The following is an 11,998-nucleotide window of genomic DNA, read 5'->3' as shown; positions in this document are numbered from 1 at the left end:
GTCCCGGCATCACGGGACCGGCTTCATGACACCTTTGCCTTACCCCCGACAGAACACGACTGCCCACTCACGACCCCCGGCCGCTGCCCCACCGGGCGACGCCATGAAAGGCCCCTTCATTGCAAAATTTGCAATGAAGGGGCCTTTCATCGCACGGGGGGAAGCGTTCGAGGAGGCTCACCCCTGACAACTGTCACCCTCAGGTCATGACGCGCGGCCCACGTCCAGGGCGCCCCGTCGCGACAAGCTCTAGGCATGCGAGAACAAGACATCACCGCGGGGGCGGCGGTACGGCTTTCCGGGCTGCGTAAGCACTATGGCGACGTCCACGCCGTCGACGGCGTGGAACTGACGATCGCGCCGGGCGAGGTGGTCGCCCTCCTCGGCCCCAACGGCGCGGGCAAATCCACCACGGTCGACATGATCCTGGGCCTCACGGCACCCGACAGCGGCACCGTGACCGTCTTCGGGCGCGAGCCGGGCGACGCGGTCGGCGACGGGATGATCGGCGCGATGCTGCAGGGCGGCGCGCTCGTCGAGGATCTCACGGTCGGGGAGACCGTCGGCATGGTCGCCGCGCTGCATCGCAAGCCGATGCCCGTGCGCGAGGCGCTGCGCCGTGCGGGGATCGAAGACCTCGCGAACCGGCGCTCCACCAAGCTTTCCGGCGGGCAGAAGCAGCGTGTGCGGTTCGCCGTGGCGCTGGTGAGTAACCCCGATCTGCTGATCCTCGACGAGCCGACCGCCGCGATGGACGTCGGCACGCGCCGCGAGTTCTGGAAGTCCATGTACGAGTACACGAACTCCGGCCGCACGGTCCTGTTCGCCACTCACTATCTCGAAGAGGCCGAGGAGTTCGCCGACCGTGTCGTGCTGATGCGGTCGGGGCGGATCGTCGCGGACGGTTCGGTCGCGCAGGTCCGTGCGCTCGCGGGGGGACGCACGATTCGCGCGGTGGTGCCCGCGGCGGCGGAGCCGGTGATCGCGGGGCTGCCCGCGATCACCGGGTTCGAACTACGCGGCGGCCGTGCCGCGATCTCCAGTTCCGATTCCGACGCGACGCTGCGGGCGCTGCTGGCCCACTTGCCCGAAGCGCACGACATCGAGATCAGCGCCGTCGGCCTCGAAGGCGCGTTCCTTTCCCTGACCACCGACAGCACCGAGGACGCCGTCCGATGAACCCGACCTACCTCAAGACCGAGATCGTCCGCACCTTCCGTTCGACGCGGTTCGTGCTCTTCGCCGTCGCCTTCCCGGTGCTGATGTTCCTGTTGCAGGCCAACGTTTTCGGCGGATCCAACGTGAACATCGCCGGAGTGATCATGGTCAACATGATGGCCTTCGGCACCTTCTCCGCCGCGATGACGAGCGGCACGAAACTGGCCATCGAGCGGTCCACCGGATGGCAGCGCCAGCTGCGGCTCACCCCGCTGACCGGCGCGGGCTATCTCGGCGGCAAGGCGCTCTCGTCGATGCTCGTAGCGCTCCCCGCGCTGCTCGTCGTCCCGCTGGTCGGCGTCCTCTTCCAGGGCGTCCACCTCGATGCCGCCGGCTGGCTGCGGCTGGTGTCCGGCGTCTGGCTCGGCGCGATCCCGCTGGTGCTGCTCGGCCTGTTGCTCGGCCAGTTCGGCACGCCGGAGTCGATGCAGCCGGTGAACATGATCGTCATGATGGGCATGGGCTTCCTCGGCGGCCTGTGGATCCCCATCGACGGGATGCCGTCGTGGATGGCCGACCTCGCTCAGGTGACGCCGACGTACTGGCTGATCCAGCTGGTCCGCCCGGTGGTCACCGACCATCTCACGGTGAGCGTCACGGCCGCGCTCGGCGTGCTGGCGGCGTGGACCGCGGTCCTCGGGACGCTGGTGATCAGGCGTTACCGTAAGGACAGTGCGCGGGTCTGAGAAGAGGGTGAACCGGTGAACGACTACCCGGGCAGGGTCAGGACGGGCTTGGACAACCGGGAGAACTGGTGGTCGGACATGCCGCCGCGGACCGGTCGCGGGCCCCGGCCGGCGAAGTGGGCCGTGCTCGGCACCGCCTTCGTCCTGCCGAGTTTCATCCCCACGGTGGTCGAGCTGACCACCGACGGGGTCACCGCGGAAGAGCTGGTGATCGCCGGTTTCCTCATCGCCTACGGGGCCTGTTATCTGCTGTTCCCGCTCGTTCTGCGGCCTTCCCGGCGGAAGAGGACCTACCTCTTCTCGGTGGTGATGCTGCTCCTCGGCCTCGTCCTGGTCTTCCTGCACGACAACAACCCGTACATCCTGATCTACGCGACGGCGGTGCTGGCCTTCACGCTGCCGCCGGCGTGGGCGGTGATCCTGGACGGTGGCGCCCTGCTGCTGGTCGCCGGTGTCCACCTGGTCGTCGGGAAGGACGACTTCGGTGACCTCATCGCGGTCGCCTCGATCACGGCGGCGATGTTCTTCATGGCGAACCTGGTCCGCGCGGTGCGGAAACTGGAGGCGGCCAACCAGGAGATCGCGACGCTCGCGGTCGCGGGTGAACGCGAGCGCCTGGCGCGGGATCTGCACGACATCCTCGGCCACAGTCTCACCACCATCACGGTCAAAGCGGGGCTCGCGCGCCGGATCCTGGAGAGCGGCAAGGACGACAGCCGCGCGCTGCAGGAGATCAGCGAGGTCGAGAGCCTGACCCGCAGCGCGCTCACGGACATCCGTGCCACGGTCTCCGAGTACCGCGAGGTGTCGCTGTCGGCGGAGGTCGCCGGGGCGAGGGCGGCGCTGCGGGCGGCCGAGATCGACGCGGATCTGCCGCACGCGGTGGACAACGTCGATCCCGTCCTGCAACGGACCTTCGGCTACGTGCTGCGGGAGGCCGTGACGAACGTTCTCCGGCATTCCGGGGCGAAACGGGTCAAAGTCCGCTTCGGTGCGGCGTGGCTGGAGGTCGAGGACGACGGCGAGGGCAGCGAGGAGAAGCCGGGCAACGGCCTGCGCGGACTCGCCGAACGCTTGGCCGCGGTCGGCGGGACCTTGACCGCCACCACGCCGCCTGGGGGAGGATGGCTCGTCCGGGCGGAGGTACCCGAGTCCGCCTTGCGGAGCGTCGCGCGTGCGCCGCTCTCCGAACCCGCTGGAGGCTGCGCGTGATCCGGGTCCTGCTCGCCGACGACCAGGCGATGGTGCGCGGGGCGTTGGCCACCGTGCTCGGCCTCGAAACCGACATCGAGGTGGTCGCCCAGGTCGGCTCGGGCGACGAAGTGCTCCAACGGGCGAAGGAGACCGCTCCGGACGTCGCGCTGCTCGACGTCCAGATGCCGGGCAAGGACGGTCTCGAAGCCGCCGCGGAACTGCACGGCGCGCTCCCGCTGTGCCGGATCATCATCTGCACCACTTTCGGCAGACCCGGTTATCTCTCGCGGGCGATGGCGGCGGGTGCCGCCGGATTCGTGGTCAAGGACGCGCCGCCGGAGCAGCTCGTCGACGCCGTCCGCAGGGTCCACGGCGGGCTCCGGGTGGTCGATCCCGCGCTCGCCGCCGAATCGCTCGCCACCGGCGCGAGCCCGCTCACCGGACGTGAGCACGACGTCCTGCGGGCCGCCAAGGACGGCAGCACGGTGGCCGACATCGCGGGTGCGCTGCACCTTTCCGAAGGCACCGTGCGCAACCATCTCTCGGCCGCGATGGGCAAGACCGGGGCGAGGACACGGGCCGAGGCGGTGCGGCTCGCGGAAGAGCACGGCTGGCTCTGAGATCGTCTCGCCGCTCTGCGAGAATCACTCTCGTGAGTACCGCCGAACGGACGAAACCCACCCGCGCGAACTGGGTGCGCCGGATCCTGGCGGGATTCCTGCTGATCGTCGTCGCGGTGATCGGCGGAACGGCGTTCCGGGTCTGGCAGGTCGCGCGGGAGGACGTGCGCGATCGGGCCGACGTCATCGTGGTGCTCGGCGCCGCCCAGTACAACGGCAGGCCGTCGGAGATCTTCCAGGCCCGGCTGGCGAAGGCGAAGACACTGTACGACCAGGGCGTCGCGAAGGTGATCGTCACCGCGGGCGGCAAGAAGGCCGACGACAACTACACCGAGGCGCAGGCTGGCGTGCAGTGGCTGCGCAAACGCGGCGTGCCCCAGTCGGCGACGCTGCCCGTCGGTGAGGGCAGCGACACCCTGCGCAGCCTGCGCGCGGTCGCCGAGCAGGTGCAGAAGCGGGGATGGAAGACAGCGGTACTGGTCAGCGACCCGTGGCATTCCTTCCGTGCGCGGGTGATGGCCGACGACCTCGGGCTGGAGACCTGGACCTCGCCGACCCACCGGGGTCCCGTAGTGCAGGCCCGCGAGACGCAGGCGCGCTACATCGTCCGCGAGACCGGCGCGCTGCTGTATTACCGGCTCACGAAGTCCCCGGCGGTCGTCTGAAACCGCTGAGTGTCGGTGACCACGCTTAAGCTGGTCGGGTGAGCGACACCTACACCCAGGCCGACAGGGCGCGTCTGCTGCCCGAGCGGCCCAAGGGCGCGGCGCTGGAGGGCGCCAGTGACGGGCGAAGCGCCTTCGCCCGTGATCGCGCGCGGGTTCTGCACTCGGCGGCCCTGCGGCGGCTGGCAGGCAAGACGCAGGTGGTCGGGCCGGGTGAAGGTGCCGAGGTCAGCGGCGTGCCGCGCACCCGGCTGACGCATTCGCTGGAGGTCGCGCAGATCGGCAGGGGGATCGCGGACGAACTGGGCGCGGACCCGGATCTGGTGGACACCGCCGGCCTCGCGCACGACATCGGGCATCCGCCGTTCGGGCACAACGGCGAGCGCGCGCTGAACGAGGTCGCGCAGCCGTGCGGTGGTTTCGAGGGCAACGCGCAGACGTTGCGGATCCTGACCAGGCTGGAGCCCAAGGTCCTGCTCGAAGGCGGGGTCGTCGGCGGGCTGAATCTCACTCGCGCCTGTCTCGACGCCTCGACGAAGTACCCGTGGCAGCGTGAAGAGGGCAATCCGAAGTACGGCGTCTACGCCGACGACGCCGAGGTGTTCGCGTGGGTCCGGGAAGGAACTCCGGATCGCCGCACCTGTCTGGAAGCGCAGATCATGGACTGGTCCGACGACGTCGCGTACTCGGTGCACGACGTCGAGGACGGGGTGCTGGCCGGCCGGATCTCGTTGCGGGTACTGGCCGACGCGGAGGAACGCGCGGCCGTGGCCGAGGCGGCGCGCCGGTTCTCACGGCAGTCTCAGTCCACTTTGGAGGGTGCGGCGAAGGAACTGCTCGACCTGCCCGTGGTCGCCGAACTCATCGAACCGGGGCTCGACGGATCGCTCAAGGCGCAGGTCGCGCTGAAGCGGCTGACGAGTGAGCTGGTCGGCAGGTTCGCGACCGCGGTGGTCGGCGCGACGCGGGAAGTGCACGGCGAAGGACCGCTGAGCCGCTACGCCGCGCGGCTCGTCATCCCGGAGCAGGTCGCGGCCGAGGTCGCGTTGTTCAAGGCGCTCGCGCTGCGGTACGTGATGAGCGACAGGCGGCGCCTCGCGATGCAGGACGGCCAGCGTCAGACGCTCGCCGAACTGGTCGAGGCGCTGTGCCGCCGCGCGCCCGACGCGCTCGACGGGTTGTTCCTTCCCGCGTGGGAGGCCGCCCCGGACGACGCGGCCCGCCTGCGCGTGGTCGTCGACCAGGTGGCCTCGCTCACGGACGCCCAGGCCTACGCGTGGCATGCCTGGCACACGGGCAGGCACGGCTGAGCGGAGCCGGGGCCGTCGCTCACCCACCCCGGCCGACGTTGCGAAAGCCACTTTCGCAACGTCGAAGGTTGCGAAAGTGGCTTTCGCAACGCGCCACCTCGGCCCGACTCTCGAACAAAGCGGAACTTTCGGACAGGAGACGGACGGGCCCGTGCACGGTACGGTCTGCGGCATGGGCGCTGTCGAAAGCCACCTCCGGTTTGGTCTGGACCTCTACCGGGTGCTGGCGAGCCGCACGGAGAACGCGTGTTTCTCGCCGTACTCGATCGCGAGCGCGCTCGGCCTGGTGACCCACGCTGCCAAGGGGAAGACCAGAGAAGAACTGATCGCGCTGCTCGGCGACCCGGACGAGCTCGCCGACCTGCTGGGCAAGGCCTCGTCGCTGCTCGACGACGGCCCCGAACTCGCGGTCGCGAACACGCTCTGGGCCTGGGACGGGCTGCCGCTCGAGGATTCCTTCCGCGCGGAACTCGCCACCTGGCCGGGCGGGAAGGTCGAGAGCGCCCCGTTCGGCGACGATCCGGAGGCCGCGCGGCGGCTGATCAACGCCGACGTCGCCGAGGCCACCCACGAGCTGATCCCCGAACTGCTGAAGCAGGGGACCGTCGCGCCGGACACCGTCGCCGCGATCGTCAACGCCCTGTATCTCAAAACCGCGTGGACCAATCCGTTCTCCGGTGACAACACCGCGCCCGCGGACTTCCACGCGCCGTCCGGCACCCGTACGGTGCCGACGATGTGGCTCGAAAAACAGCTCGACCACACCCACGAGGACGGCTGGCAGGTCGTCCGCCTCGGCGCCGAGGGCGGGGTGGAGGCGGTCATCCTGCTGCCGGACGGCGATCTCGACGACGCCGAACTCGACGCGGGCAAGCTGGCGGTACTGCTGGAGAACACGCGGTCCAAGACGATCGCCCTGTCACTGCCGAAACTCGACCTCGACGTCGACAGCCCGCTGACGGCGAAACTCCAGGATCTCGGTGTGCGCACGATGTTCACCGCCGACGCCGACCTCACCGCGCTCGCCGACGACGACCGGCTCGAAGTGTCCGAGGTAGTCCACCAATCCGTGCTCCGCATCGACGAACAAGGCCTCGAAGGCGCCGCCGCGACGGCGGTGCTGATGCGGCTGACGTCGCTCATCGTCGACGAACCCCTGGAAGTCGCCGTCGATCGCCCCTTCCTTCTGCTCGTCAGGCATGCCTCGACGGGTGTGATCTACTTTCTCGCCCACGTTGTCGAGCCGTGAGGACGGTCAGTGAGTCTTTTCCAGGCTGAGTGGTCACCATCGGAAGTCCACGCCCGGCGGAAACCTGGATCCGTCGAATACCCCCGAAGGACTTCCGATGGCAACCACTGAGGCGGCGGGCTTGGAGGCCGAGAAGACTTCCACGAGACCTCGCCGGTTCGCCGCCGCCGACGCCGCCATCATGGGCGGTTTCCTGCTGTTCGCCTTCCTGCTCTACAACGGGCTCTGGCTCGACCTCAAGGAGGGTTATCTCTGGAACAGCGCGTCGGATCAGAACCTGTGGGAGTGGTTCTTCTCCGTCACCGCGGACAACGTGCTGCACCTGAGGAATCCGCTCAGCTCGCACTTCCAGAACCATCCGCTCGGCGTGAACCTGATGGCCAACACGGCCATGCTCGGCATCGGAATCCCGCTGGCGCCGGTCACGCTCACCTTCGGCCCGACGGTCACCTGGGCCATCGCGCTCACCGGCGGTCTCGCCGGCACGGCGGCGGCCTGGTACTGGGTCTTCTCGCGGCATCTGGTCACCCACCGGGTCGGCGCGGCCATCGGCGGCGCGTTCGTCGGCTTCGCCCCGCCGATGATCTCGCACGGCAACGCGCATCCGAACTTTGTCGCGTGGTTCGTCCTGCCGTTCATCGCGTTGCTGGTCTTCAAGATCGCGCGCGGCGAGCGTCCGGTGCGCAACGGGATCTTCCTCGGCCTGCTGGCGGCGTACCAGATCTTCCTCGGTGAAGAACCGCTGCTGATCTTCGCGATGGCGTTCGCGATCTTCGCCATCGCCTACTTCGCGACGAACTACCGCGAGTTCCCGCCGATGGCGAAACCGCTGGGGATCGGCGTCGGCATCGGTGTCCTCGTGGCGCTCGTGCTGTGTGCTTTCCCGCTGTGGTGGCAGTTCTTCGGCCCGCAGAGCTATCAGGCGATCGAGCACGGCCCCGTCGGGAACGACACCGCCGCGTTCACCCGGTTCGCGACCCAGTCGGTCGCCGGGCAGCCGCAGGCCGCCGCGGACGTGTCGATGAACCGCACCGAGGAGAACGCCTTCTTCGGCTGGCCGTTGATCGTGCTGATGGTGGTGATCACCGCCTGGCTGTGGCGTGAGGTGTTCGCGCGGGCGCTGGCCATCTCGATGTTCGTGATGGCCTGGCTTTCCCTTGGTGTGCAACTGATCGTGGTGCACGAGGAGACCGGGATCCCGGGGCCGTGGAAACTCTTCTCCGAACTGCCCCTGTTCGAATCGCTGCTGGAATCGCGGCTCGCGATGGGCTGCATCCCGCTCATCGGCGCGTTGCTGGCGCTGGCGACCGAGCGCGTCCACGCGGTCGCGTCGCGACTGCCGGAAGTGCCGGGGGAGCGGCGATTCCCGTTGCGGCTGGTGTGGATCGGCGTCGTGATCGCGGTATTGCTGCCGATCGCGCCGACGCAACTGATCGTGAAGGACCGGCCGCCGACGCCGCGGTTCCTCGCCGACGGGACCTGGCGGAGCTACGTCGCGCCCGGCGGGACCGTGGTACCCGTGCCACTGCCGAGTTCCGGCGAATCCGAACCACTGCACTGGCAGATCGACGCGGGGCTCGGCTACGCGATGCCGGAGGGCTACTTCGTCGGGCCGAGCGGCCCGGACGACAAACGCGGCCGCTACGGCGCCATCCAGCGGCCGACGTCGATCATCTTCGACCAGATCAAGCAGACCGGCATCCCGGCGACGATCACCGAGTCGCAGCGGGAGCAGGCGCTGGAGGATCTGCGGTACTGGAACGCCGACGTCCTCGTGCTGATCCCGCGCGAGCACCAGGACGCCTTCCGGACCACCGTCGACCTGCTGCTGCGGAAACCCGCCGAGTTCGTCGACGGCGTCTGGGTGTGGGACGTGCGGACGATCACTCCCTGACCGCGGGACTCACGAGGCCTGGTGCTCGTTGACCCACACCGTCCCGTATTCGAGCCGCGCCGCGACTGCCATGGCGTGCTCCTCGTCCTTGCCCCACACCGATGCGCGTGAGCCGGGCGTCGTGGCGTTGGCCAGCCCGAGCGCTTCGTCCACTGTGGAGCATCGGACGACCGGCAGCACCGGGCCGAACTGTGCCTCGGCCACCACGCGCATCCTGTCGTACGCGTCGGCGACGATCGCAGGGGCGAAGAAGTAGCCGGGTCCGTCGAGCGGTCCGCCGGTGACGATCCGCGCGCCGTCCGACCTCGCCTCCTCGGTGAGGCCGGTGACGCGGGCGTGCCGCGGCCGGTTGTTCACCGGGCCGATCTGCGTGCCGGGCGTCCGCCCGTCGCCGACCACGACCTTCGCCGCCAAGGCGGCGAGCGCCTCGACCACGCCTTCGTACGCGGACCCGACGGCGTAGACCCGTTCGACCGCAGTGCACAGCTGTCCGCAATTGGTGAACGCGCTCCAGAACAGGCTTTCCGCGATGAGCGCCGGATCGGTGCCGGGGAGCACGATCGCGGGATCGTTGCCGCCCGGTTCCGGCGCCGGCCGTCGCAGTCCGGGCGCGGCGGCCAGCCGCTCGCCGAGCGGATCCCGTCCGGTGAGCACGGTCAGCACCCCCGGCGGCAGCACCTCCGCCAGCATCCGGCCCAGGTGCAGGGTGGTGAGCGGGGTGTGCGGCGACGGTGTGAGCACCACCGTGTCGCCCGCGGCGAACGACGGCGCGAGTTCCGCGGCGGCCAGTCGCACGGGAAAGCTCCACGGCGTGATCGCGGCGACCGGGCCGTTGCCGACGAGATGAGGTCCGGCCCGCGCACCGGCGAAGTACCGGAATCGCGCGGCGGCCTCGGCGAACTCGGCTTTGGCTTCCCGCAGCGGTTTCCCCTGCTCCTCGGTCAGCACGGGGGCCAGCACCGGCGCGGCCTCCTCGACGACGACCGCGCACGACATCAGCGCCGCGTGCCGATCCGAGACTCGCCAGGCGGGCCAGGCCCCGACGGCGGTGCGTACCGCTTTGTCGACATCGGCCGGGCCGTCGTCCGGGACGGTCGTGATCGGCCGCCCGGTCGCGGGATTCTCGACGGCGAGCCTCGGATGGTCCATGTGTTACTCCGTGGGGAGAGTGCGGAGGGATCGCCGGAGAGACCGATGTGACGCATCGGTTGTATCGAAGGGATCGCAGAGCGTAAGCGTACCTTCATTGATCGAATGAGGGTTCCGGCGAAAAGGCTAAATACTCCGCGTGGTCCACCTCACCGGAGAGCGCCTGTCACGTTCGGGCCGGCGGCCTCGTCCAGAGGGTGATCGCAACCGCACGAGGAGGACACCATGCCGCGCATTCCCGCCGTCAAGACCGCCGAAGCCGGCTTCCTGCTGAAGCTGATCTACAAGTTCGCCGGCAAGCGCTTCGGTGCCGTCCCCGAGCCGATGGCCGTCTACGCGCACCACCCGGCACTGCTCCGGGCCAACGGCATGCACGAAATGCTGGCGGAAAAGGCCAGCAAGACGCTGCCCGCCAACGTGCGCGAGCTGGCCGTGTACCGCGTCGCGACCCAGCTCGGCTGCACGTGGTGCATCGACTTCGGGACCATGCTGCAACTGCACGAGGGGCTCGACATCGAACGGCTTAAGAACATCGACGACTACGCGAAGTCGCCCGCCTTCACCGACCAGGAACGGCTCGGGCTCGCGTACGCCGACGCGATGACCGCGAGCCCGGTGACCGTCACCGACGAGCAGGTCGCCGAACTGGAACGCGAGTTCGGCCGCAAGGGCGTCATCGAGCTGACCTACCAGATCGGGCTCGAGAACATGCGTGCCCGGATGAACAGCGCACTCGACATCACCGCGCAGGGCTTCACGTCGGGCGACGCCTGCAAGATCCCGCTTCCCTGACCTGACCCTCGCAATTCGTCACCTGCTTGCGATGGTTCGGACGCCGAACCATCGCAAGCAGGTGACGAATTGCGTCAGGGGCCGACGCGGGTCCGCGCGGTGGTGAGCTTGTCCGGGTTCGCCATGTCGTAGATCGCCACGATCTTCCCGTCGCGGATGACGAACGCGTCGACGTGCTCGTCGAGCGCCCGGTAGCCGTCGGAGGCCGCCTGCGGCGGGATGTACAGCCCGAGGTCGCCGTTGACGAGCGCGACCCTGGCCTGCTCGATCCCGGCCGGGTCGTACAGCCGCATGAGCCCCTGGAACAGCCGGGTGACCTTGTCGAACCCGGCGACCGTGTGCACCGCCGTGCGCGCCTTGCCGCCGCCGTCGCCGACGAGGACCACGTCGGGGTGGAGGACCTCCGCCACCGCCTGGATGTCGCCGGTGAGCATCGCGGTCATGAACTTCTCGATGATCTGCTGTTGCTCGGCGAGCGCCGTCCGGGGTGGCGGATCGGCGTCGGCGACCGCGCGGCGGCCGCGGGAACCGTGCTGGCGCGCGGCCTCCGGCGTGCAGCCCAGGATCTCGGCGATCTCGCCGAACGGCACCGAAAACGCGTCGTGCAGGACGAACGCGACGCGCTGCTCCGGCGTGAGCCGGTCGAGGACCACCATCGCCGCCATTCGCATCCCGTCGTCGCGGACCGCGACGGTCAGCGGATCCTCCGACGACGGCGTACCCAGCGGGCCGAGGACCGGTTCGGGCAGCCATTCGCCGACGTACCGTTCGCGGCGCACCACCGCGGACCGCAGCCGGTCGAGGCAGATCCGGCTGACGACGGTGGTCAGCCAGCCCTTGTGGTCTTCGATGGCCGAACGGCGGCGCTCGTCCAGGCCGCTCAGGCGCAGCCAGGACTCCTGGACCGCGTCCTCGGCGTCGGAGAGCGTGCCGGTGAGCCGGTACGCGACCGACACCAGATGAGGGCGCAACGTGGCGAAGTTCCCGGCGAGTTCGTCCAGGGCGGTGCTCATTCCCCGAGTGTGCCGCACAGCGCTCCGCAAGGAAGAACTAGGCCGTGTCCGGTAGATCGGTTCGCGGTCTTCGCGCCCAGGCGGTCCGTGACGGCACGGGCGGATGCGGCCGAGTACGACCCCGGTACGAGGCCGATCCGTCCGCACCGCCAGGAACCACCTGGATCACGAAGCCCATCGAACCGACTTACCGGACACGGCCTAGAGT

At 69.3% G+C, this 11,998-nt stretch carries 11 protein-coding genes; 9 read left to right on the top strand and 2 right to left on the bottom strand.

All coding sequences use genetic code 11. From position 1 onward, the window contains the following. Window positions 1-255 precede the first annotated feature (255 nt). The 8 genes from DL991_RS19865 (at window position 256) to DL991_RS19830 (ending at window position 8,836) form a co-directional block, all read left to right on the top strand. On the top strand, window positions 256-1,179 hold the full coding sequence (locus tag DL991_RS19865) for an ABC transporter ATP-binding protein (protein WP_199754014.1): 924 nt from the start codon (window positions 256-258) through the stop codon (window positions 1,177-1,179). After that, window positions 1,176-1,904 carry an ABC transporter permease gene (locus tag DL991_RS19860; protein WP_125785838.1) on the top strand — a complete coding sequence of 243 codons (729 nt, stop codon included), beginning with the start codon at window positions 1,176-1,178 and terminating at the stop codon, window positions 1,902-1,904. The genes DL991_RS19865 and DL991_RS19860 overlap by 4 nt, the downstream gene beginning before the upstream one ends. A 15-nt stretch (window positions 1,905-1,919) precedes the next feature. Further along, entirely contained in the window at window positions 1,920-3,116 is a 1,197-nt protein-coding gene (locus DL991_RS19855) for a sensor histidine kinase (protein WP_125785837.1), read from the top strand. After that, entirely contained in the window at window positions 3,113-3,718 is a 606-nt protein-coding gene (locus DL991_RS19850) for a response regulator transcription factor (protein WP_125785836.1), read from the top strand. Before DL991_RS19855 ends, DL991_RS19850 begins: the two co-directional genes overlap by 4 nt. A gap of 32 nt (window positions 3,719-3,750) precedes the next feature. After that, window positions 3,751-4,383, top strand: a complete 633-nt coding sequence (locus tag DL991_RS19845) for a YdcF family protein (RefSeq protein ID WP_125785835.1) — start codon at window positions 3,751-3,753, stop codon at window positions 4,381-4,383. 38 nt (window positions 4,384-4,421) lie between these two features. Further along, window positions 4,422-5,693 (top strand): deoxyguanosinetriphosphate triphosphohydrolase, encoded by a 1,272-nt coding sequence (locus DL991_RS19840; RefSeq protein WP_125785834.1) that lies wholly within the window; start codon window positions 4,422-4,424, stop codon window positions 5,691-5,693. Window positions 5,694-5,865: 172 nt separating this feature from the next. After that, window positions 5,866-6,942 (top strand): serpin family protein, encoded by a 1,077-nt coding sequence (locus DL991_RS19835; RefSeq protein ID WP_125785833.1) that lies wholly within the window; start codon window positions 5,866-5,868, stop codon window positions 6,940-6,942. 97 nt (window positions 6,943-7,039) lie between these two features. Then, window positions 7,040-8,836: a glycosyl transferase gene (locus tag DL991_RS19830; RefSeq protein WP_125785832.1), complete on the top strand. Its 1,797-nt coding sequence runs from the start codon at window positions 7,040-7,042 to the stop codon at window positions 8,834-8,836. 9 nt (window positions 8,837-8,845) lie between these two features. Here DL991_RS19830 and DL991_RS19825 read toward each other — a convergent pair whose 3' ends face one another. Next, a complete protein-coding gene (locus tag DL991_RS19825) occupies window positions 8,846-9,985 on the bottom strand; it encodes an aldehyde dehydrogenase family protein (protein ID WP_125785831.1) in 1,140 nt (379 codons plus the stop codon). Between the two features lie 225 nt (window positions 9,986-10,210). Between DL991_RS19825 and DL991_RS19820 the strand changes: the two genes are divergently transcribed. After that, window positions 10,211-10,777 carry a carboxymuconolactone decarboxylase family protein gene (locus DL991_RS19820; protein WP_125785830.1) on the top strand — a complete coding sequence of 189 codons (567 nt, stop codon included), beginning with the start codon at window positions 10,211-10,213 and terminating at the stop codon, window positions 10,775-10,777. Between the two features lie 74 nt (window positions 10,778-10,851). Here DL991_RS19820 and DL991_RS19815 read toward each other — a convergent pair whose 3' ends face one another. Beyond that, window positions 10,852-11,790, bottom strand: coding sequence for a sigma-70 family RNA polymerase sigma factor (locus DL991_RS19815; RefSeq protein WP_125785829.1), 939 nt, complete (start codon window positions 11,788-11,790; stop codon window positions 10,852-10,854). Between the last annotated feature and the right edge of the window lie 208 nt (window positions 11,791-11,998).

It is taken from the genome of Amycolatopsis sp. WAC 01375 (assembly GCF_003947325.1).
Lineage (GTDB): Bacteria > Actinomycetota > Actinomycetes > Mycobacteriales > Pseudonocardiaceae > Amycolatopsis.
The sequence above is the reverse complement of the archived record's forward strand: the minus strand, read 5'-3'. Positions and strand labels throughout refer to the sequence as shown.